Here is a 24,002-nt window from a genome sequence, read left to right on the forward strand (position 1 = left end):
TCAAGCTTTAGAGATGTTTAGTGGCTTCCCGAATTGAAAGTTTTGCCATTTCTTTTTCATGCCGCCCAATAAATTCTTGCACCCATCTTGGATTAGTTTTTGCTAAATCTCGCAAAGCCCAACCAATAGCCTTATTAATGAAAAATTCGTCAGCAAATGGAGAATGTGCAAGATTTTGTTCAATATTATAAGAAAGTAGCTCTAAATCTGTTTTTTCTTTTAAACTTAATTGACAATCTATCGCGATTCTACGAACCCAAAAATTCTCATCTTGGGCCCATTCTTTTACTAGCTTACTCATTCTTTCATAAGCTAGCCCCTCATCTTCAACCAACTTTGCTCGACTTGCCATTAAGATAAAGCCAACTAATTCATCAAGCGAATCCACTGTGTCCCACCAAGATTTACTAATCGTTAATTTTTTTATCTTCGCTAAATCTGCAAAAGTAAGCCATTTTTTCATTTGATGAAGATAATCGATCGCCAAATATTGAAATTCACGTTCAGGCAAGTTCCAAAGTTCAAAAACAAAATCCCATTCAATTTCTTTACTTTGTTTTTTTTCCTTTATAAATTCCTTACCTAAAAGACGTCTTTCGGGTGTTTTCAAACCAATAAATTCAAACTGATGGCGTAAATAAGCCGCTTGTTTTTCCGCATTTTCTAAATTTTTATTTTTGCGGAATTCTTCTATTATATTAATCATATCTCATTCTTTCATTTTTACTTATGATAAGCCGAACCTCGATTTATCATTTGCGCTCGATAAATCTGTTCCACTAAAACCAAACGCATCAGCTGATGAGGGAGAGTCATCCGACCAAATGAAATTTGCAAATCACTTCTTTTATAGACCTCCTCGGAAAGTCCCAAAGACCCTCCAATTACGAAAACGAGATTGCCTGTTCCATAAACTTCTGCTTTTTTCACAAAATCAGCCAATTCCTCTGATGACATCAACTTCCCTTGAATTGCTAAAATTGCTAACTTATCTCCTGTTTGAATGCGAGATAAAATTTTATCCCCTTCTCGCTTCTTTAAAGCTTCCGCTTCTTTCTCAGAAGCATTATCCGGAATTTTTTCATCAGCTAGCTCGATAATTTCAAGTGGAAGCATCGTTCCCATTCGTTTAACATATTCGGCAATTCCATCTTTTAGATACTTCTCTTTCAATTTTCCAACAACTACTAATTTAATTTTCATCTTTATTTTTCTCCCAATCAAAGCTTTTATTACTTAAAAATTAAAAACTTTTTCCCCAATTTTTTACTCACTTTTACACCTTAGGCAATAAAAACATTTATAAATTCTTAAATTTATTTTATAATTTTACCCTTTTCCCCCATTGAAAACAAGATGAAAGCATGATTTATCAACATTTTTTCACTTTTTTCCACTTTTGTGTGGAAAACTCCTCTTAAATATCCACTTATCCTCATTAATTTTTAAATTATCCACAAAAATGTGGATAAACTATATTAGTTTGATTTTTGTTACTATTAAGGTATTATTAAGTGAGAGTAGTTATAATTACAACATAGAAATGCTACAAAGAGTAATAATTGAAAGGAATTATTTATGGCAAAAGCTAATATAGGAAAATTGCTATTAACCGGTGTCGTGGGTGGAGCTATCGCACTCGGAGGAAGCGCAATTTATCAAAGCACTACAAACCAACTAGGAAATGCTAATCGCTCAAATACGACTAGCACAAAGGTTAGTAATGTTTCGGTAAATGTCAATACCGATGTTACCTCTGCAATTAAAAAAGTTTCAAATTCTGTCGTTTCTGTTATGAATTATCAAAAACAGAATTCACAAAGTGATTTTAGTTCAATTTTTGGTGGAAATAGCGGCTCAAGTTCAGCTAATGACGGCTTGCAACTTTCCAGTGAGGGTTCTGGTGTTATTTATAAAAAATCTGGTGGAGATGCTTACGTGGTCACTAACTATCACGTTATTGCTGGAAATAGTTCCCTCGATGTTTTACTTTCTGGTGGGCAAAAAGTTAAAGCCACAGTTGTTGGTTATGATGAATACACTGACCTTGCCGTTCTTAAAATCAGCTCTGACCATGTTAAAGACGTGGCAACTTTCGCTGATTCAAGCAAGTTAACTATTGGTGAACCAGCTATTGCGGTCGGCTCACCTTTAGGTAGCCAGTTTGCTAATACTGCAACCGAAGGAATTCTGTCTGCAACAAGTCGTCAAGTCACCTTGACTCAAGAAAATGGTCAAACAACAAGTATCAATGCGATTCAAACGGATGCTGCCATTAACCCTGGTAACTCAGGTGGAGCCTTGATTAATATTGAAGGTCAAGTGATTGGTATTACTCAAAGTAAAATCACAACGACTGAAGATGGTTCTACCTCTGTGGAAGGTTTAGGTTTTGCTATTCCATCTAATGATGTGGTAAACATCATTAATAAACTTGAAACTGATGGTAAGATTTCACGTCCTGCTTTAGGTATCCGTATGGTTGACTTATCTCAATTATCAACAAATGATAGTTCTCAACTGAAATTACCTAGCAGCGTAACTGGTGGAGTGGTTGTCTACTCTGTTCAAGCGGGTCTTCCTGCTGCCTCAGCCGGTCTGAAAGCTGGCGATGTGATAACGAAAGTGGGAGATACCGCTGTTACTTCATCAACAGACTTACAAAGTGCTCTTTACTCACACAATATTAATGATACTGTGAAAGTCACCTACTACCGTGATGGTAAATCAGCCACAGCAAATGTTAAACTCTCTAAATCAACAAGCGATTTAGAAACAAATAGTTCATCTTCTTCTAATTAATATATCATTGATAAAAAAGTCTTCTGGAAAGAAGGCTTTTTTCATACTAAAGTCTGAAATTTTGTAAAATAATAATTTTCCATTTTTCTTTTATTGATTTATGGTAAAATAAAGGTAAGCATGAAAATTTTACTTTACTTAGAAGCCGAACAATTTTTGAGTCATTCAGGAATTGGTCGTGCAATGAAACATCAACAACGCGCCCTTGATTTAATGGGCATTGACTGGACAAAAAATCCTGAGGATGATTATGATATCCTCCATTTAAATACTTATGGTTTTAGCAGTTGGAAAATGTTAAAGAAAGCCAAAAAAGCAGGAAAAAAAGTAATCTTTCACGGTCATTCGACAAAAGAAGATTTTCAAAATTCCTTTATCGGCTCAAATATTGCCGCTCCTTTCTTTAAACAATATTTAATGCACTTTTATCGGGCAGCCGATTTAGTGATTACACCAACTGATTATTCTGCTAGTTTGCTTCGTTCTTATGGAATTAAATGCCCAATCCTACCCATTTCAAATGGAATTGATTTGGCTAAATATTCCCGAAGTAAAGCTAAAGAACAAGCTTTTCGTGATCATTTTTCTTTGAAAGCTGACCAAAAAGTTGTCGTAACTGCTGCTCTTTATTTTAAACGTAAGGGAATTGATGACTTTATCAAAGTCGCTGAAAGAATGCCTGACGTGACATTCATCTGGTTTGGTTACCAAAATTTATGGACCATTCCTGGATGGATTCGCCGCATTGTGAAGAAAAATCACCCTAAAAATGTTCTTTTCCCTGGCTATATCAAAGGCGATATTTTTGAAGGTGCTATGACTTCTGCTGACGCATTCTTTTTCCCTTCACGTGAAGAAACAGAAGGAATTGTTGTTCTTGAGGCCTTGGCTAGTCATCAAAAAACCGTCGTTCGAGATATTCCGGTCTATCATGGCTGGCTTGATTCAAATGCTGTAAGTATGGCTTGCGATATTGATGGATTTGTTAGCCAGCTCCAAGATGTTTTAGATGGGAAGGTAGATAAAACAGAAGCCGCTTATCAAGTGGCTGAAAGTCGGACAATTGAAAAAGTAGCACAACAATTGGCTGATGCCTATCAACAGACTTTGGAACTTTGATTTTTTGAATGATTTATTGATTTATTGATATAATGGGATAAATGAATTTACTGACAGACTAGACTGGTCAGTAATCTTAACTGACAAAAATGTCTATCATTAAATTAATGATAGACTTTACAGAAATATAAACGGGAATTTATTTATGAGAGTTGGACTTTTTACAGATAGCTACTTTCCACAAATCAGTGGTGTAGCAACAAGTATTCGCACTTTAGCCATAGAGCTTGAAAAACTAGGGCATGAGGTTTTCATTTTTACAACAACAGACCCAAATGCTGATGTGGACCATGAACGAAATATCATTCGCTTGCAATCTATTCCTTTTGTGAGCTTGGCTGAACGAAAAATTGTACTCAAAGGCGTTTTTGCTGCCTACTTGATTGCGAAAGAATATGACTTAGATATCATTCATACCCAAACTGAGTTTGGAATGGGAATCTTGGGTAAAATGGTTGCTGCTCAATTACGTATTCCTGTCATTCATACTTTACACACTAAGTATGAAGACTACGTTTATTACATCGCTAAAGGACGTTTGATTCGTCCAAGTATGGTCAAATATGTGATTCGTAATTTCTTACGAGGAACTGAAGCGATTATTTGCCCAAGTGAAATGGTTCTGGAAACAGTCAATAGCTATGGCGTAACCCTTCCTAAACGGGTCATTCCAACAGGAATTGAAATCGACCGATTCAAACGTGACGATATTAAACCTGAAGAATCCGCAAAACTCCGCGCTGAGCTTGGTTTACAAGAAAATGAAATCATGTTACTCAGCCTTTCACGAATTGCTGCCGAAAAAAATATCCAAGCGGTTATTCACGCGCTACCTGATATTTTAGAAGAGTTTCCCGTGAAACTTGTGATTGTTGGACATGGTCCCTACGCTGAAACGCTAAAAGATTTAGTAGATTCACTCGAATTATCTGATAAAGTTATCTTTACAGGTTCCGTTGAAAATGAGCAAACTGCTTATTATTATAAAGCCGCAGACTTTTTCATCTCTGCCTCTACCTCAGAAACACAAGGGCTCACTTATCTTGAAGCAATGGCAGCAGGAACAAGAGTTTTAGCAGCAAAAAATCCTTATTTATCTGAATTAATCAATGATGATGAATTTGGAAGACTTTTTATCGGTGATGACGATTTAGCTGAAGTTACTAAAAGTGCGATTCGTGACTTACACCCAATTGATAAAGATAAATTTGAAAAGAAACTCTATGAAATTTCAGCAGAAAATTTTGCTAAAAAAGTTTATCTCTTCTATATTGATACAGTTATCGAATATAATAACCTTAAATCTATTGAGGCGGAACGTTTCCCAATGAAAATGGAAGATACCATTCGCCAAATGCCAGTTACTGTTAAACGTTCACTTAAAAGAGAACAAATTCGGGCAAAATATTTTGCTAGAAAAGCCAGTAAACTTGCCAAAAATCTACAAAGTTATGTTAAAATAGATAAGGACAAAGAACAGGACTAATGGGGTTAATCCTGAAAGCTGTTCCTTTGAAAATCAATTGTAAGTAAAAACAATTTTATAAAAAACAAAGTTTTGCTTTGCAAAACGCCGAAAGGAATTTTTAAGAAATGAAATCACATTTGTTAGCAATTATGAATCGCTTAAATCGTTTAGTTGAAGGTGGCGATCCAAAAGAAACTTATAATTTTGAACGTGAAGGCGAAGTAATGCTCACAGTGAGCTACAGCCCAGAAGATGAAGCATTTGCTTTACGTTATCCTAAACAAAAAGACGCTTCTTTGTTCGATGACATCGACCTTGTTGCTATTGAAATTTATGATATGATTTATTAAAAAATTACTGACAAACAACTTAGATTCGCTCTTAATGGTTTGTCAGTGATTTTTTTTGTTCTTTTGTTTCATTATTTCTGATTTGTTATTGATATTTTACTTTTTTTATAGTAAAATATCAATAAAATACATTAGGAGTAATTTATGAAAAAGAAAATTTGGATGTCTTTGGGAATCACTGCTCTTGCAGTTGTCACTCTCTCTGCTTGCTCGACTAAAAACTCTGATGCGGCAAAAAAAGCCTTTATCTCAGATACAGTTGCCCTAAACAACTCTAAAGAATACAACGCACAAAATGTAAAACTTGATGTCAACGAATTCAAGCTACACGGGGAAGATTCTTCTGAATTCAATAAAATGTTTTCAAAAGGGGCTCATTTAAACGTAAATCTGGGGCTTGACAAGACTAACCAACTTGCTGCTCTCGCTGGAACAATCACATTAGATAAAAAAGATTATAATTTAGGCGTGATGATGTCACAAAAAGGCCTTTATCTTGCTAGCACTGATATCAAATCACTTTATAATAACAATAAAGATTTGATTCCCAGTGAAGATAGCGATACGGCAATGGTTTATGGAGCGATGATTGACAGTCTTAACAAATCATATCTTTTGATTGATTCTGAAACAATTGATTCAAGTGCTCAATCTGTTGATGAAAATTGGTCTTCAACTTTTAAAGACTTATTTAAATCTACTGAAAAAATAAAACAAGCTGATTTGGAAAAAGAATTTAAAAAAATACCAAATTCTGATTTTACCAAAGATGGTGATAAGGTGACTTTGAAATTCTCTGGTAAAGATATTGACCTCAAAGATTTAATCAATAGTATCAGCTCAACCTCTTCAATCCCTAAAAAACAAGTGGAACAACTGATTAAAGAAAGTAAAAACCTTGATATTAGTAAACTTTCTGTTAAATTTGCGATTGATAATAAGGCACACAAAATGACGAGCACTATTTCCGGAAGTATTACTAATACTAAAGAAAAAGCAAGTGCTGACCTCAATCTCTCATTATCTTCAACACGTAGTAAATTAAAGAAAGCAATTAAAGAACCAGCTGCTACAGATACTAACACACTTGAAGAAGTGCAAAATGCAGCGATTGAAAAAATAATGGCTCAAGCAAGTGCCGCATATTAAAAAAGAGTTACTGACAAGTAAAAGCTTAACTTTAGGCTTTCTGTCAGTAACTTTTTTTAATGTTTTCCATAATAAATTTCATCAATTTCATCGGTATAAGTCCCATCATCATTATGAACAATGAGAGGTGGGAGGAAAATTTCTCCCCCTTCTTTTCCATCTTTAATGGCATCAATCAACAAAATATTAGCCGGTTGATTCGCTTTGGGATAGACGAACTGAATCCATTTAGGCTGCAAATTATTAGCTCGCATCTTATCAACAATTTCTAAAAAGCGCTCGGGCCTATGGACCATGGCAATATGACCATTCGTTTTCAGTAACTTTTTACTAATCTCAAAAATTTCATCCAAATTTGTTGTCAGTTCATGGCGTGCTAGAGTATAATGCTGACTTTCATTTAGATGACTGTCAGCTGAGTCTACTTTAAAATAGGGTGGATTACAAAAAATCAAATCTGTACTAGAAGTATGAAGATGATTAAGCGCCTGATTGAGATTATCATTAATGACCGACATTCTGTCAGTAAGTTCATTAAGCTCAATTGAACGCTGCGCCATGTCAGCCAGACGTTCTTGAATCTCTAGCTCAATGATCTGTGCATTGGTTTTAGAGCTCGCAAAAAGACCCACTGCCCCATTGCCCGCGCACATGTCTACAATTTTTCCACGTTTTGGCAAGCGCGGAAAACGAGCCAGCAAAATCGCATCTATGCTAAAAGAAAAAACCTCTCGGCTTTGAATAATTTTGACCCCACTACTGGCAATTTCATCAATTCTCTCATCCATCTTCAATTCGATATTTTCCATAATTTTATTATATCACAGACCCCGACACATCTTCTAACAGTACCTGTTAAAATACCAAAATGATAAACACCAAAAAATGATAATCAGCACGAACTAATTATCATTTTTATTTACCTTTTTTTGTCAGCTAGCTGCTCTGTCAACTGAATTAAAAATTCAACTGCTACTTGCTGACAGAAAGCTTGTCAGTATCATTAATGACTAGTATTATTTGGCTTCATACCAAGTTTTACCAGTATTTTCATCCACTTTCAATGGCACAGCAAGTTCGATTGCTTCTTCCATTGTTTGCTTTACAAGTGCCTTGATATCCTCCAATTCCTCGAGTGGAACATCTAGAATAATTTCATCGTGCACTTGCAATAATAATTTTGATTTTAATTGACGTTCCGTCAGCGCTTTATCCAGATTAATCATCGCAATTTTCAAAATATCCGCTGCCGATCCTTGGATTGGCGAATTAATTGCCGTCCGCTCCGCAAAACCACGAACATTAAAATTACGTGCATTAATATCTGGAATCTTACGACGACGATGACTCATTGTCTCAACAAATCCTTTATCTCTAGCCTCGCGAACAATATTTTCCATATAAGTTTTAATACCAGGATAACGTTCAAAGTAAGTTTCAATATAATTTTTGGCATCTTTTCTTGTAATTCCCAGATTTCTTGCCAAACCAAAATCCGAAATTCCATAAACCACACCAAAATTGACTGCTTTTGCATTTCGGCGGTCATTTGCCGTGACATCTTCTGCTTTTTCAATGCCAAAGACCCGCATAGCCGTTGACGTATGGATATCAGCCCCATGTTTAAAGGCGTCAATCAAATGCTCATCAGCAGAAATATGAGCCAGCACTCGCAATTCAATTTGTGAATAGTCGGAACTCAACAAAAGAGAATCTTGACTGGGCACAAATGCCTTACGAATCTTCCGTCCTTCTTCCAGTCGAACAGGAATATTTTGCAAATTCGGGTCAACCGAACTCAAACGACCGGTCTGAGTCAAGTCCTGAACATATCGCGTATGGATTTTTCCATCATCAGCAATTTGCGGAATCAAGCCTTTAACATAAGTCGATTGTACTTTATTGATTTGACGATATTCCAAAATCTTTGCCACCACTGGAGATAAAGCAGCCAAGTCTTCTAAAACATCCACCGCCGTTGAATAACCCGTTTTTGTTTTCTTACCTACTGGCAATTGCAATTTTTCAAATAAAATCACTCCCAGTTGTTTTGGTGAATTAATATTAAATTCTTCACCAGCCAAATCATAAATTTCACGAGTCAACGAAGCCAATTTTTCTTCGTTTTCTGCACCAATTTCTTCCAGCGTATTTTGACTGACAGAAATTCCTGTAATCTCCATTTTTGCCAAAACTTCGGCTAATGGTAATTCCATATCAGACAAAAGATGTTCTTGTTCATTTTCAATAAGTTCAGCCATCATTTTTTCTTTGGCACGAGCTAAAACTCTGATTTTACGAGCCAAATGGTCAAACAAAATCTCATCATCAGGTAGAGCAAGTTTTGTACCTTTGCCAAAAATTTCCTCATCGGTGACCAAATGTCCCACATCAAAAAGTCGTGCAATGGTTGAAATTTTATTATCTTCCGTTGTAGAAATTAAATATTTTGCAAGCATAGCATCAAATTTAACCAGAGGTAATTCAATACTTAAGTGGCTCAAAAGTACGCGATTTTTCTTGAAATCATAAGTATTTTCAGGAAATTTCATTTCTGTCAGTAAATCCAGATTTTTTGAAACATAAATTTTCTCAGAATTTCCCCAAGCAAATGCCACAATCTGCTCACGATGATAATTTTCACCCAAAGTTTCCAAGTAAAAGAAGTCATCAGCATTTACTGAAGCAACTGAACTTTTGTCAGTAACTATTTCAAACTTAATTTCTTCACTGACAGTTTCGTCAGTAACTTCTCCACCGCCGTCAGCTAATAACTTACTTTTGAATTGTGAAAATCCCATTTCATCATAAAATTGGCCCAGTTCAGCCACATTTTTTTCTTTTAAAAGCGTATCTTCTAAACCAATTTCAAGAGGAGCTTTCGTATTGATTGTCGCCAATTGCTGTGACAAAAAGGCCATTTCCTTGTCAGCAATTAGATTATCCTTCATCTTGCTGGCTTTTAGCGTCTCAACATTTTCATAAAGATTTTCCAGTGAACCAAACTCTTGTAAAAGTTTAAGACCCGTTTTTTCACCAACTTTAGTGACACCAGGATAATTATCCGAAGAATCGCCCATCAAAGCCTTCAAATCAATAAATTGTGATGGCGTAAGTCCCATTTTTTCTAAGAGATAGTCAGGCGTAAATTCCTCAAACTCAGCCACACCCTTTTTAGAAATTTCCACTCGTGTATTTCCATCGACAAGCTGGATCATATCCTTATCCCCGGTCACAATGGTCACATCGAAATTCACATCAGGTGCTTCAGCCATTTTATCCAAAGTTCCGATAATATCATCAGCCTCATAGTTTGCCAACTCATAGTGTCGAATTCCTAACTTCTCAATCATTTCCTTAATAAAAGGCAATTGCTCGCGAAACTCATCAGGTGTTTTTGACCGTCCCCCTTTATAATCCGCAAACATCTCCGTCCGAAAAGTCGTTTTCCCCGCATCAAAAGCAATTAAAACATGTGTTGGTTGAATTCGTTCCATCAAAGAAGATAACATCGTATGAAAAGCAAAAATGGCATTTGTATGTAAGCCATTAGGTGCTTTGAACCGATCTAACTGATTATATAATGCGAAAAACGCTCGAAAAGCAACCGATGACCCATCAATTAGCAAAAGTCTATTCTTATCTTCCATCTCTATTATCTACCTCTATTTTTCTACTTTTTATTCTATTATCCTATTTTACTTTTAATTCAAATCAATTTATCTCTCAAATCAATAAAAAATGAGCTTTACTAAATTATAACATTTTAAACACTCCTTTTGGAATTGCTCAGCTCTATCCATTTTTAGAAAAAAATACTTCCATCAGTAAAAATAAAAATAATAATCCTTGACATGGAACGCGTTTCATAAATTAGAATAGAATCATCAAAGAAAAGGAGCTTCACAAAATGAAAATTAAACACATTTTTACAGATATGGACGGAACATTGCTTGACTCACATGGAGCTTTATCTGATACCAACCACTGGTCAATATACTACAGTAAGTTACCAATTACCCTAGTTTCAGCACGTAGCCCATTAGAAATGAGTGATGTGGTAGAAAAATTACAGCTTTCCACACCACAAATTGCTTTCAATGGAAATTTAACATTTACACAAAATCAATTCGGCCTTCAAATTTTAGATAAAAACACCCTGAACTCAGAAACAGTATTCCAAATTTTAGATTATGTTTCAAATGAATTTCCGAAAGTAAGTCTAAACTGGTATAGTCTTGCTCATTGGTATACCAACAAACAAGATAAAGGAACCTTTATCCAAAAAGCCTTGACAGGCCTCGAACCAAGAATCAAAACTTTCGATGGACAATCAGAAATCTATAAGATTATGATGATTGTTTTTGACCAAAATGAACTTCGTCAACTTCAAAATCAACTTAATCAATTGGAAATTCCAAATGTTGCAATTCAACAAAGTGGTCAGTGGTATTTAGAAATTACATCTGATAAAAGAACAAAGGCCAATGCGGTTCAATCGATCCTTAACGAGGAAGCATTAGATTTTACACAAATTGCTGCAATTGGTGATGGTCATAATGACATTCCTCTCCTTAAAGCCGCAGGTCTAGCCATCGCAGTGGATAACGCTAACCCAGAAGTTAAAAAACATGTTAAAATGGTAGTAGCAAAGAACACAGAGCATGGTGTGGCAGAGGCCATATCAGCCATCAATACCCTCAATGAACAGGTAATTTAATGACCTCACTAACCGATTTATCAAAACTCAGTGGCTATTCAAAAGCTACAGTTTCACGTGCCCTTTCTGGAAATGGCTACGTATCTCCCGAAGCTCGGACAATCATACAAGATTTAGCAAATAAATTGGATTATACTCCTAATGCCATTGCTCAAGAACTTGCTGCCGGAACAACCAAGAATATCGGAGTCGTTCTACCTTATGTTAAGCACCCATTTTTCAGTCAAATTTTGGAAGGAATTCTTGATAAAAGCTTTGAAACTGGCTATAAGATTGTCATTCTTCCCTCAAATTATGATCAAAATCTAGAACTTCAATACTTAGAGCAATTGCGCAAAAAAGCATTTGAAGCCTTAATCTTTACCTCAAGAAAAATATCTGAGGAAACTGTTCTTAAATACCAAAAATATGGTCCAATTATCTTATGTCATAAACCTAAGACCAAGACAATATCAGCCAGCTATGCCGAAAGAGAAATCGGATATCGTGATGCCTTTAAATGGCTTAAAAAACAAAACTGTACAAATATAGGTTTTCTATTTTCACGCTATAAAAGCCCAACCACATCCGTCACCCTCCAGACCTATAGCGAAATATATAAACAACCAGTTAGGACTGACCAAATCAAAACAGGAGCGGTCTCCTCGACAGATGGCTACGACTTAGGAGCAGAACTTACTCAATTTGATAGTATTTTTGCCAATTCAGATGATATTGCTGCAAATGTTTGGCGATGGTTTGAACAAAACAAACTCCCCAAACCAATTATAATAGGCCAAGAAGCACTGATTGCAGGCCAACTATTAAATCTCCCAACTGTTGACAATCACTTTTTACAAATTGGAAGATCAGCATTTGAATTAGCCATTTCAAAAGAAATAAAACAACTAGCTATAAAATCAGAATTCATTCTCCAAAGATAAAAACAGCCCTTAGGGGCTTTTTAAGTTATCGAGAAATAAGTAGCCAAGAACACAAAAAAAGGAGCCTTAGCTCCTTTAGTTCACTTGGCCACTCGCATATCTCCCAGGGGGCAACCCCCAAGTACTTCCGCCGTAGATGGACTTAACTTCTGTGTTCGACATGGGAACAGGTGTATCTCCATCGCAATGATGACCAAATCATTAAATGTTACTTTGAACATTCAAAACTAAATAACAATTCTTCTAACTTCTAAACCATAAGCATTTTATATTTGACTCTTTTGGTAAAGTCCTCGAGCGATTAGTACTGGTCCGCTCCAAGTCTCGCAACTCTTCCACTTCCAGCCTATCTACCAGATCATCTCTCTGGGCTCTTAATTCTTACGAATGGGTAATCTCATCTTGAGGTGGGCTTCGCACTTAGATGCTTTCAGCGCTTATCCCTTCCCTACATAGCTATCCAGCCGTGCTCCTGGCGGAACAACTGGTACACCAGCGGTAAGTCCATCCCGGTCCTCTCGTACTAAGGACAGATCCTCTCAAATTACCTACGCCCGCGACGGATAGGGACCGAACTGTCTCACGACGTTCTGAACCCAGCTCGCGTGCCGCTTTAATGGGCGAACAGCCCAACCCTTGGGACCGACTACAGCCCCAGGATGCGACGAGCCGACATCGAGGTGCCAAACCTCCCCGTCGATGTGAACTCTTGGGGGAGATAAGCCTGTTATCCCCAGGGTAGCTTTTATCCGTTGAGCGATGGCCCTTCCATGCGGTACCACCGGATCACTAAGTCCTAGTTTCCTACCTGCTCGAGTTGTAGCTCTCGCAGTCAAGCTGGCTTTTACCTTTACACTCTACGATTGATTTCCAACCAATCTGAGCCAACCTTTGAGCGCCTCCGTTACTCTTTAGGAGGCGACCGCCCCAGTCAAACTGTCCGTCAGACACTGTCTCCCTGGCCGATTATGCCAGCGGGTTAGAGTAACCATAAGTCAAGGGTAGTATCCCAACAACGCCTCAATAGAAACTAGCGTCCCTATTTCAATGGCTCCTACCTATCCTGTACATGACTTACAGGTACTCAATATCAAACTACAGTAAAGCTCCATGGGGTCTTTCCGTCCTGTCGCGGGTAACCTGCATCTTCACAGGTACTAAAATTTCACCGAGTCTCTCGTTGAGACAGTGCCCAAATCATTACGCCTTTCGTGCGGGTCGGAACTTACCCGACAAGGAATTTCGCTACCTTAGGACCGTTATAGTTACGGCCGCCGTTTACTGGGGCTTCAATTCATACCTTCGACTTACGTCTAAGCACTCCTCTTAACCTTCCAGCACCGGGCAGGCGTCACCCCCTATACATCACCTTGCGGTTTAGCAGAGAGCTGTGTTTTTGATAAACAGTTGCTTGGGCCTATTCACTGCGGCTGGCTTTTACACCAGCACCCCTTCTCCCGAAGTTACGGGGCTATTTTGCCGAGTTCCTTAACGAGAGTTCTCTCGATCACCTGAGGCTACTCGCCTCGACTACCTGTGTCGGTTTGCGGTACGGGTAGATATGACTTTACGCTAGAAGCTTTTCTTGGCAGTGTGACATCAGAGAGTTCGCAACCGTAGTTGCTTCCCCATCACAGCTCAATGTTAGAGAGAAATGCATTTGACACATCTCACACCTCACTGCTTAGACCAGAATCCATTAACTGGCATCTCTTAGCCTACTGCGTCCCTCCATCACGATCATATCTAGTACTGGAATATCAACCAGTTGTCCATCGACTACGCCTTTCGGCCTCGCCTTAGGTCCCGACTAACCCAGGGCGGACGAGCCTTCCCCTGGAAACCTTAGTCTTACGGTGGATAAGATTCTCACTTATCTTGCGCTACTCATACCGGCATTCTCACTTCTTAACGCTCCAGCACTCCTCACGGTATACCTTCATCGCGGTTAAGAACGCTCTCCTACCATTGATAAAATATCAATCCAAAGCTTCGGTAATATGTTTAGCCCCGGTACATTTTCGGCGCAGGGTCACTCGACTAGTGAGCTATTACGCACTCTTTGAATGATAGCTGCTTCTGAGCTAACATCCTAGTTGTCTGTGCAACCCCACATCCTTTTCCACTTAACATATATTTTGGGACCTTAGCTGTTGGTCTGGGCTGTTTCCCTTTCGACTACGGATCTTAGCACTCGCAGTCTGACTGCCGAACATGTGTATTAGCATTCGGAGTTTATCTGAGATTGGTAATCCTAGACGGACCCCTCACCCAAACAGTGCTCTACCTCCAATACACTTACATTTCGACGCTAGCCCTAAAGCTATTTCGGAGAGAACCAGCTATCTCCCAGTTCGTTTGGAATTTCTCCGCTATCCACAAGTCATCCAAACACTTTTCAACGTGTCCTGGTTCGGGCCTCCAGTGCGTCTTACCACACCTTCACCCTGCTCATGGATAGGTCACTAGGTTTCGGGTCTACATCATGATACTAAGTCGCCCTATTCAGACTCGGTTTCCCTACGGCTCCGTCTCTTCAACTTAACCTCGCATCATAACGTAACTCGCCGGTTCATTCTACAAAAGGCACGCTCTCACCCATTAACGGGCTCGAACTTCTTGTAGGCACACGGTTTCAGGTGCTATTTCACTCCCCTCTCGGGGTTCTTTTCACCTTTCCCTCACGGTACTGGTTCACTATCGGTCACTAAGGAGTATTTAGGGTTGGGAGATGGTCCTCCCGGATTCAAACTGGATTTCGCGTGTCCAGCCCTACTCAGGATACTGCTAGGTATAAGCGCTATTTCGTCTACGGGATTATTACCCTCTTTGATTAACCTTCCCAGGTTATTCGACTATAATGCTTAAGTCCACGTTGCAGTCCTACAACCCCAAGAAGCAAGCTTCTTGGTTTGCCCTTCTTCGCGTTCGCTCGCCGCTACTTACGAAATCGTTTTTACTTTCTCTTCCTGCAGGTACTTAGATGTTTCAGTTCTCTGCGTTACCTTTACATGAGCTATGTATTCACTCATGAATAACTGCTAGTAGCAGCTGGGTTTCCCCATTCGGAGACCTAGGGATCAATGCGTACTTACTGCTCCCCCTAGAATATCGTCGTTAGTCACGTCCTTCATCGGCTCTTAGTGCCAAGGCATCCACCGTGCGCCCTTATTAACTTTGCCATGATGATTTATAATCATCGTTTTTCAAGTATAAGTTTGTAAATTCTTTAAAATTCACAGCTTTTGGTTTATTTATCGTTATTAGATATTGTTATTTAGTTTTCAATGTTCAAGTGATTTTAACGTCTTGTCTGACAATGGAGCCTAGCGGGATCGAACCGCTGACCTCCTGCGTGCAAAGCAGGCGCTCTCCCAGCTGAGCTAAGGCCCCACAATCAAGAATTTGATTCTTGCTTAGGTTTATGACTAAACCCCTCAAAACTGAATAAAGTTGAATGCTCACGTCTTTGTATATATTCCTTAGAAAGGAGGTGATCCAGCCGCACCTTCCGATACGGCTACCTTGTTACGACTTCACCCCAGTCATCGGTCTTACCTTAGGAAGCGCCCTCCTTGCGGTTAGGCAACCTACTTCGGGTACTCCCAACTCCCGTGGTGTGACGGGCGGTGTGTACAAGGCCCGGGAACGTATTCACCGCGGCGTGCTGATCCGCGATTACTAGCGATTCCGACTTCATGTAGGCGAGTTGCAGCCTACAATCCGAACTGAGAATGGTTTTAAGAGATTAGCTAAACATCACTGTCTCGCGACTCGTTGTACCATCCATTGTAGCACGTGTGTAGCCCAGGTCATAAGGGGCATGATGATTTGACGTCATCCCCACCTTCCTCCGGTTTATCACCGGCAGTCTCGTTAGAGTGCCCAACTTAATGATGGCAACTAACAATAGGGGTTGCGCTCGTTGCGGGACTTAACCCAACATCTCACGACACGAGCTGACGACAACCATGCACCACCTGTATCCCGTGTCCCGAAGGAACTTCCTATCTCTAGGAATAGCACGAGTATGTCAAGACCTGGTAAGGTTCTTCGCGTTGCTTCGAATTAAACCACATGCTCCACCGCTTGTGCGGGCCCCCGTCAATTCCTTTGAGTTTCAACCTTGCGGTCGTACTCCCCAGGCGGAGTGCTTATTGCGTTAGCTGCGATACAGAGAACTTATAGCTCCCTACATCTAGCACTCATCGTTTACGGCGTGGACTACCAGGGTATCTAATCCTGTTTGCTCCCCACGCTTTCGAGCCTCAGTGTCAGTTACAGGCCAGAGAGCCGCTTTCGCCACCGGTGTTCCTCCATATATCTACGCATTTCACCGCTACACATGGAATTCCACTCTCCTCTCCTGCACTCAAGTCTACCAGTTTCCAATGCATACAATGGTTGAGCCACTGCCTTTTACACCAGACTTAATAAACCACCTGCGCTCGCTTTACGCCCAATAAATCCGGACAACGCTCGGGACCTACGTATTACCGCGGCTGCTGGCACGTAGTTAGCCGTCCCTTTCTGGGTAGTTACCGTCACTTGATGAGCTTTCCACTCTCACCAACGTTCTTCTCTACCAACAGAGTTTTACGATCCGAAAACCTTCTTCACTCACGCGGCGTTGCTCGGTCAGACTTTCGTCCATTGCCGAAGATTCCCTACTGCTGCCTCCCGTAGGAGTTTGGGCCGTGTCTCAGTCCCAATGTGGCCGATCACCCTCTCAGGTCGGCTATGTATCATCGCCTTGGTGAGCCTTTACCTCACCAACTAGCTAATACAACGCGGGATCATCTTTGAGTGATGCAATTGCATCTTTCAAACTTAAAACTTGTGTTTAAAGTTGTTATGCGGTATTAGCATTCGTTTCCAAATGTTGTCCCCCGCTCAAAGGCAGATTCCCCACGCGTTACTCACCCGTTCGCTGCTCTTCAAATTGGTGCAAGCACCAATCTTCATCGCTCAACTTGCATGTATTAGGCACGCCGCCAGCGTTCGTCCTGAGCCAGGATCAAACTCTCAAATAAAGTATTTAAGTCACCGAAGTGACTGGCTTGTCTTTCATTATTGATTGACAGATTTTTGATGTATTGCTACATCACATGAGTCATTCTTCTTTATTCAGTTTTCAATGGTCTAGCTTGTCGCGCTTCAACGCTCGTCTCTCGCGACAACTATTATATTCTATCAAACCTATCTCGCCCTGTCAAGAATTTAATGTGGCTTTTTAGAATTTCTTTCCCTTTTGTTCGTTTTAATCTACTTATGTATCCGTTTTAACTTAGGCTAGCAAACAATTGGACCTCTTCTTATTTTTTTTATTATTTTTTAAAATAATAACTCCCCTATCAAAGATAAGGGAGCTTTTTTTAATCATCATCTCGAGAAAATAGTATATTTTTGATTTTTTCTCGTAGCCGATAGCGTTCCATTCGCGTGAGTTCTTCTCCTCTCATTTGACGCACGAGTAATTCCTGATAGTGGGCGCTCAATCCTTCATAAACTTCTACTAAAAGATGATTGAACACAAGCTCGCTTTCAGGGGTACTTCCTCCTGCATCTATCCAGTCCGAACATTCATAAATGTCCAGACCTACAAAATGGTCATGAAGCCGTTTTTTGGCGTAGCTATGGCGTAGTTCATCAATCAAACGTTGATGATATTTTACTTTGAACTTTGTATAAATATTAGTGGATGGGTGATTTTCTTCTAAAAGGTGATGCAAAATAATCATTCCTTCTTGATAATAATCCTCTATGTCCCATGCTTTGATTCGAATTTGTTTCATCAATTTTCTGATGATTGGTTTCATTCCAGAAAATAAACCTTCGAATTCATTTTCTTCCAAGTAATATGTCATTGATATTCCTCTTTTTCATAATTTATTATAAGTGATTAAAGAAATTATGGGGGGAGAATGACTGTCTAATAAGCCGTCAGGGGGGAATTCTATTATAATGTTGAATCTTCATTTTTGCCCTTTCCAAGACATGAATATATCTTTATGTTTCATTATAATAATTTTTATTTGTTTTACCTAACATCATTATACAGAAAATTCTAAAATTATCAAACTATTTTTTGAAATAAAATAAAAAAAAGCAAGGAAATTAATCCTTACTTTTTTATAAATAATCTGGTGTAGGTTTATTTTTGAAATAAACTCCGGAAATTCTTGAAGCGGCACCAGGTTCAACTATTTCTAAAGTCTTAGAAATTTCATCGAATGAACCATCATAATCGCGACTGTTTTCAAAAAGTTGAAGTGCTCTTGAGATGCCTTGTGCAACTTGTTCATTAGACGCTTTATAACGATTAGCATATTGAATAAGTTGTTCTGCTAATACTGCATGGTCTGTCAAATTAGTTGTTGCTTCTTTCAAAACATGCATATCTTCGGTACTCACATCAACAAGATGGTTAATTGTATCAATATTAATTCTTACACGTCCCAACTCTTTGAAAAGATTTTGCACTCGATCTCCAGTCATAAAGAATAAATCAAGATAATCTTTAGGAAGTCCTGGCAAATTACATTTTTCAACATAACGTTTGATAGTACGAAGTTCAGAATCAAAACGTTCTGCAATTTCTTGTGCTGCTCTTTCTTCATCTCTGAGTCCTGAAAGAGTCTCGCTAATTTTGATTTGATTTTTTTCAATATCTTCTAAAGCATTGACAACAGAGTTCACGCGGCGTGAAAGGCTTGAATAAGGAATTGCTTTAGCTTCAATGTTGGCGATGATTTCATCAACATCTGCATCCAATGACTCTAAATGTTCTTGATATCCTCTCACATAACCTTTTTCATTTCCCGAAAGGATATAAGCTTGAGTCACATGATCAATTTCAAGAAGAAGATTTTTGTTATTCACTCTAATATGTTCAATATATTCTTTAAGAACTGATGAACGTTTTTCGACATTTCGACGTGCACTGTATTCTCTCTCAAAGATAGAATAAAGTTCTTCCACTCGTTCTTGAATCAAATCAAGTTCTGCTTCAACTCGATCAAGTTCAAATTGCTCCAAAAGTGAGCTACTTTCTTCAAGATGATGTTGTAAATCATCCATTCTCTCTTTGAGATTAACATTCTCTGGGAGAATATAATCTTCGGCAATGAATTTGTCACTTGCTTCTTGTAATTCTTCAAGACGTTTAGGCACATCTTTTTCAATTGTTTTAATGAACGATGGGATTTGTTCGGTAATCGCACGCAATGCAATTGTATGTTCTTCTGCCGTTTCTAAAACTTCGGCTGCCTCAATTGGGTCACCAGTTGAGTTCAACGTTACAAATTGAGAAAACTCTGTTTCAATATTAGCAAGATGTTTTTCGAGCTCAGTAATAACTGTCCCATACAAATCTGCATTATCTGCGATATCGCTACGCAAATTATCATACAAATCAAGAGATTCTTGAATCTTGTTTGAATTTCGTTTTTCTTGCTCAACAAGTTGGGCAACCCCTTGGCGAATTCCTTCAACATCTCCTTCCATCATTTCAATTTGGGCTTCGCTATCTGCGACAGATTCGCGAGCGCGGAAAAAGTGGAAAGAATCGTTGAGCTGTTCGGCTTCAAAAATGTGCTCTTCTAAGTCAGCAAAAGAATTTGATGATAAATCAAGCCATTTTTGATTCCATTCGCGGAAAATTGTCTGTGATTGCCCTACAAGGTGCATTTTCTTCACAGAATCAATCTCTTCTTGAACGGGTAAATCGAAAAGCGACTCTTTTCGCTCTTCTAAGGCTAAAATACGATCCTCCGTTTTCTTTCGCATCAAAATTGCAAAAGCGTAAAAAGCAACGAGAATAACTAATAGGACAACAATGAGGATAATTACAGTACTTGACATGCTTTACTCCATAAAATGATTTTATTACTTGAAAATATATTTGTTTACTAAGGTTAATAGATTTTAATTAAATAGAAAATCTCAAATATAATTATAGCATATTGCGTCAAAGAAATACACTATTTTCTTAGTTTTCTAGTTGTAAATCCTTTTTTCTTTTTCAAAAAAAAAGCAACCACTAATTTGGTTGCTCCTTTTATTAAATTAAAGTCCTGCTTTTGCTGCTTCAACTTCAGCTGCGAAGTCTGTTTCAGCTTTTTCAATTCCTTCACCAACTTCAAAACGTGTGAATGCAATTGCTTTAGCACCTTTAGATTCAAGGAAAGCTTCAACAGTTTTACTATCATCCATGATGTAAAGTTGTGCAAGAAGAGCAAATTGTTGGTCAACTTTTGTGTTGTCAACGATAAATTTAGCCATTTTACCTGGAAGGATTTTGTCCCAGATTTTTTCTGGTTTGCCTTCAGCTTTAAGTTCTTCTTCAAATGAAGCTTTTGCTGCTGCAAGAACTTCTTCTGTCAATTGGCTCTTAGAACCATATTCATGATGTGGAAGTTCTGGTTTGTTAACGAGTACACGGCTAGCGTTGTCTTCATCAATTTTGTGGTTCATTTGTGCTAATTCAGCTTTTACAAATTCTGAATCAAGTTCATCAGCAGAAAGAACTGTTGGGTTCATAGCGGCAATGTGCATTGATACTTGTTTAGCAAGTGTTTCGTCAGCGCCTTCGATAACTGAAATAACCCCAATTTTACCACCGTTATGTTGGTATGCACCAAAGTGTTGCGCATCAGTTTTTTCAATTACTACAAAACGACGGAAAGTGATTTTTTCTCCGATTGTTGCAGTTGCTTGAACAAGTTCTTGTTCAAGAGTTACGCCTGAAGCTGTTTTGATAGCCAATGCTTCTTCATTGTTTGCTGGTTTGCTAGCCGCAAGAAGTTCTGCAGTTTCTTTAACCAAAGCAACAAATTGGTCATTTTTCGCAACAAAGTCTGTTTCTGAATTCAACTCAACAAGTGCTGCAACATTTCCATTTACAGCAATCCCTGTAAGTCCTTCAGCGGCAACGCGGTCAGCTTTTTTAGCTGCTTTAGCGATTCCTTTTTCACGAAGAAGTTCTGCTGCTGCTTCCATATTTCCGTCAGTTTCTACGAGCGCACGTTTAGCGTCCATAATTCCTGCACCAGTTTTTTCACGTAATTCTTTTACTTGAGCTGCTGTTACTGCCATTTTGTAAATCTCCTATGTGTTTATTCTGTCAATATTGACAGTAGTTTTATTTAAAAAAACAGGTGAGGCGTAAGGCCTCGCCTGTTGTAGTTACTTAATTTAGTATAAGTTGAAGTTAAAATTATTTACCTTCAACGATTTCAGCAAGTTCTTCAAGTGATTCTTCTGAAGCTGCTTCTTCTGCAACGAAATCTTCCGCTGCATCTTCACCTTGACGTCCTTCAATGATAGCGTCTGCCATTTTAGCTGTAATCAATTTAACAGCACGGATAGCATCATCATTTGCAGGAATAACTACGTCAATTGGTTCTGGATCTGCATTTGTATCAACCATTGCTACAACCGGGATTCCCAAAGTTTTAGCTTCTTTTACTGCGATTTGTTCAGCATGTGGGTCAACGATGTACATAACATCTGGAATACGAGGCATATCAGCGATACCACCGATGAATTTTTCAAGGCGTTCGCGTTCTTTGTTAAGAAGAACTACTTCTTTCTTAGGTAATACTTCGAAAGTTCCTTCTTCTTCCATTTTGTTGATTTCTTTAAGGCGTGTCACACGTGTTTGGATTGTATTCCAGTTAGTGAGCATACCACCCAACCAACGGTGGTTTACGTAGTATTGACCAGCGCGGAGAGCTTCTTCTTTTACTGCTTCAGCAGCTTGTTTTTTAGTACCAACAAAAAGAACTACTGCGCCTTCTTGTGAAGCGTTTTTTACATAGTTGTAAGCATCGTCAACAAGTTTTACAGTTTTTTGAAGGTCAATAACGTGGATACCATTACGTTCTGTGAAGATGTATGGTTTCATTTTAGGGTTCCAACGACGAGTTTGGTGACCGAAGTGAACACCAGCTTCAAGAAGTTGTTTCATTGAAATAACTGACATGTTAATGTCTCCTTTTAAAATAGTTTTTCCTCTTTCATCTGTCATCCGCAGCCGCAATACTTGCGTACACTACGACTTTGTCGAGACGAAATGCGAGATGGTTGCATAGCAACTCTCTCATTATACATTGTTTAAGCTACTTTTGCAAGCATCTATTCATTTATTTCTTTTATCAATATGAGTAAGTGAAAGCTATCCTACTCCACTTTTTTTATTCTGTTTTTTATATCTCAATGTTGTCTGACAAATTTAACGAATATTTTTGCCAATATAATCCCCTTAAGGGAGATTTTTACATTTTTTTCTAAGAATAAAATTAATATTTTTGCTGAAAACGCTTTTTTTGTGATAAAATAATTATAGTAAATAAAATAGTTTGTGAGGAGAGAAATATGAAAGAAAAAATCCTTTTAGGCGGTTATACTAAACGTGTATCTAAAGGCGTTTACAGTGTTCTATTAGATAGCAAGAAAGCTGAATTGTCGGCTTTAACTGAAGTTGCAGCGGTTCAAAATCCAACTTATATCACTCTTGATCAAAAAGGGCACCTCTACACTTGTGCTGCTGATGGAAATGGTGGTGGAATTGCTGCCTTTGATTTCGATGGTCAAAATACAACTCACCTAGGGAATGTAACGAGTACTGGAGCCCCTTTGTGTTATGTGGCTGTTGATGAAGCACGTCAACTCGTTTATGGTGCCAACTATCACTTGGGTGAAGTTCGTGTGTACAAAATTCAAGCTGATGGCTCCCTTAGATTAACCGATACAGTTAAACATAATGGTTCTGGTCCTCGACCTGAGCAAGCAAGTTCTCATGTCCATTACTCTGATTTAACTCCAGATGGTCGTCTTGTTACTTGTGATTTAGGTACAGATGAAGTGACTGTTTACGATGTTATTGGTGAAGGTAAACTCAATATCGTTACGATTTATCGTGCCGAAAAAGGAATGGGAGCTCGTCACATCAGCTTCCATCCTAATGGAAAAATTGCTTATCTCGTCGGAGAATTAAATTCAACTATTGAAGTTCTAAGCTATAATGAAGAAAAAGGACGATTCGCTCGTCTTCAAACAATCAGTACCTTACCTGAAGACTATCACGGAGCCAATGGAGTAGCTGCTATTCGAATTTCTTCTGATGGTAAGTTCCTCTATGCTTCTAATCGTGGGCACGACTCTTTAGCAATTTACAAGGTAAGTCCTCTCGGAACAAAATTAGAATCTATTGGTTGGACAAAGACTGAAGGTCATATTCCACGCGATTTTAATTTTAATAAAACCGAAGATTATATCATTGTCGCTCATCAAGAGTCTGATAATTTAACTCTTTTCTTGAGAGATAAAAATACAGGGTCATTAACGTTAGAACAAAAAGACTTTTACGCTCCTGAAATTACTTGTGTTTTACCTTTGTAAAAACTAAACTTTAGTAAATCTTGCTTTTGTTTTTTCACAAAGTTTTACTAAATCAGACAAAAAAATAT

Annotated in this window: 16 protein-coding genes, 1 tRNA gene and 3 rRNA genes; 8 read left to right on the forward strand and 12 right to left on the reverse strand. The window is 38.4% G+C overall.

Annotated elements, in window-relative coordinates:
- Positions 1-7 precede the first annotated feature (7 nt).
- The gene (locus tag KW2_RS10900) at positions 8-706 is read right to left on the reverse strand and encodes a DNA alkylation repair protein (protein WP_021037956.1); all 699 of its coding nucleotides are present in this window, start codon (positions 704-706) and stop codon (positions 8-10) included.
- Between the two features lie 17 nt (positions 707-723).
- Complete coding sequence (gene rlmH / locus KW2_RS10905; protein ID WP_021037957.1) at positions 724-1,203, reverse strand: 23S rRNA (pseudouridine(1915)-N(3))-methyltransferase RlmH; 480 nt, start codon at positions 1,201-1,203, stop codon at positions 724-726.
- Positions 1,204-1,578: 375 nt separating this feature from the next.
- Here rlmH and KW2_RS10910 point away from each other — a divergent pair, with 375 nt between their 5' ends.
- From KW2_RS10910 to KW2_RS10930, 5 genes are all read left to right on the forward strand, one after another.
- Positions 1,579-2,802, forward strand: a complete 1,224-nt coding sequence (locus tag KW2_RS10910; RefSeq protein WP_021037958.1) for a S1C family serine protease — start codon at positions 1,579-1,581, stop codon at positions 2,800-2,802.
- Between the two features lie 120 nt (positions 2,803-2,922).
- Entirely contained in the window at positions 2,923-3,921 is a 999-nt protein-coding gene (locus KW2_RS10915; RefSeq protein ID WP_011836059.1) for an LTA glycolipid anchor biosynthesis glycosyltransferase, IagA/BgsA family, read from the forward strand.
- A 145-nt stretch (positions 3,922-4,066) separates the two neighbouring features.
- Positions 4,067-5,407 (forward strand): glycosyltransferase family 4 protein, encoded by a 1,341-nt coding sequence (locus KW2_RS10920; RefSeq protein ID WP_021037959.1) that lies wholly within the window; start codon positions 4,067-4,069, stop codon positions 5,405-5,407.
- A 107-nt stretch (positions 5,408-5,514) separates the two neighbouring features.
- Positions 5,515-5,739: a YkuJ family protein gene (locus KW2_RS10925; RefSeq protein ID WP_003130579.1), complete on the forward strand. Its 225-nt coding sequence runs from the start codon at positions 5,515-5,517 to the stop codon at positions 5,737-5,739.
- A gap of 144 nt (positions 5,740-5,883) precedes the next feature.
- A complete protein-coding gene (locus KW2_RS10930) occupies positions 5,884-6,888 on the forward strand; it encodes a hypothetical protein (protein ID WP_021037960.1) in 1,005 nt (334 codons plus the stop codon).
- 56 nt (positions 6,889-6,944) lie between these two features.
- Here KW2_RS10930 and KW2_RS10935 read toward each other — a convergent pair whose 3' ends face one another.
- Both KW2_RS10935 and polA read right to left on the reverse strand, forming a co-directional pair.
- Positions 6,945-7,697 (reverse strand): tRNA1(Val) (adenine(37)-N6)-methyltransferase, encoded by a 753-nt coding sequence (locus tag KW2_RS10935; RefSeq protein ID WP_021037961.1) that lies wholly within the window; start codon positions 7,695-7,697, stop codon positions 6,945-6,947.
- Between the two features lie 207 nt (positions 7,698-7,904).
- Entirely contained in the window at positions 7,905-10,538 is a 2,634-nt protein-coding gene (gene polA, locus KW2_RS10940) for a DNA polymerase I (RefSeq protein WP_021037962.1), read from the reverse strand.
- Positions 10,539-10,798: 260 nt separating this feature from the next.
- Between polA and KW2_RS10945 the strand changes: the two genes are divergently transcribed.
- Both KW2_RS10945 and KW2_RS10950 read left to right on the forward strand, forming a co-directional pair.
- On the forward strand, positions 10,799-11,608 hold the full coding sequence (locus KW2_RS10945; RefSeq protein ID WP_021037963.1) for a Cof-type HAD-IIB family hydrolase: 810 nt from the start codon (positions 10,799-10,801) through the stop codon (positions 11,606-11,608).
- Entirely contained in the window at positions 11,608-12,531 is a 924-nt protein-coding gene (locus KW2_RS10950) for a LacI family DNA-binding transcriptional regulator (RefSeq protein WP_021037964.1), read from the forward strand. Before KW2_RS10945 ends, KW2_RS10950 begins: the two co-directional genes overlap by 1 nt.
- A gap of 82 nt (positions 12,532-12,613) precedes the next feature.
- Here the strand turns inward: KW2_RS10950 and rrf are convergent.
- The 8 genes from rrf to rpsB all read right to left on the reverse strand — a co-directional run bounded on the left by rrf (position 12,614) and on the right by rpsB (position 22,516).
- Positions 12,614-12,729: ribosomal RNA gene (gene rrf / locus KW2_RS10955) — 5S ribosomal RNA — on the reverse strand.
- An 83-nt stretch (positions 12,730-12,812) separates the two neighbouring features.
- Positions 12,813-15,713 (reverse strand): 23S ribosomal RNA (locus KW2_RS10960).
- A 138-nt stretch (positions 15,714-15,851) separates the two neighbouring features.
- Positions 15,852-15,924: transfer RNA gene (locus tag KW2_RS10965), tRNA-Ala, on the reverse strand.
- A gap of 93 nt (positions 15,925-16,017) precedes the next feature.
- A 16S ribosomal RNA gene (locus KW2_RS10970) occupies positions 16,018-17,564 on the reverse strand.
- Together the 16S, 23S and 5S rRNA genes with 1 tRNA gene alongside form the textbook arrangement of a ribosomal RNA operon.
- A 342-nt stretch (positions 17,565-17,906) precedes the next feature.
- Positions 17,907-18,398, reverse strand: a complete 492-nt coding sequence (locus KW2_RS10975) for a sigma-70 RNA polymerase sigma factor region 4 domain-containing protein (protein WP_021037965.1) — start codon at positions 18,396-18,398, stop codon at positions 17,907-17,909.
- A 265-nt stretch (positions 18,399-18,663) separates the two neighbouring features.
- Positions 18,664-20,394: a septation ring formation regulator EzrA gene (gene ezrA, locus KW2_RS10980; protein WP_011836066.1), complete on the reverse strand. Its 1,731-nt coding sequence runs from the start codon at positions 20,392-20,394 to the stop codon at positions 18,664-18,666.
- 204 nt (positions 20,395-20,598) lie between these two features.
- Complete coding sequence (gene tsf, locus KW2_RS10985) at positions 20,599-21,627, reverse strand: translation elongation factor Ts (protein ID WP_011677206.1); 1,029 nt, start codon at positions 21,625-21,627, stop codon at positions 20,599-20,601.
- Between the two features lie 121 nt (positions 21,628-21,748).
- The gene (rpsB, locus tag KW2_RS10990) at positions 21,749-22,516 is read right to left on the reverse strand and encodes a 30S ribosomal protein S2 (RefSeq protein ID WP_011836067.1); all 768 of its coding nucleotides are present in this window, start codon (positions 22,514-22,516) and stop codon (positions 21,749-21,751) included.
- A 392-nt stretch (positions 22,517-22,908) separates the two neighbouring features.
- Between rpsB and KW2_RS10995 the strand changes: the two genes are divergently transcribed.
- Positions 22,909-23,934: a lactonase family protein gene (locus KW2_RS10995; RefSeq protein WP_011836068.1), complete on the forward strand. Its 1,026-nt coding sequence runs from the start codon at positions 22,909-22,911 to the stop codon at positions 23,932-23,934.
- The last annotated feature ends 68 nt before the right edge of the window (positions 23,935-24,002 follow it).

The organism is Lactococcus cremoris subsp. cremoris KW2 (assembly GCF_000468955.1).
Taxonomy (GTDB): domain Bacteria; phylum Bacillota; class Bacilli; order Lactobacillales; family Streptococcaceae; genus Lactococcus; species Lactococcus cremoris.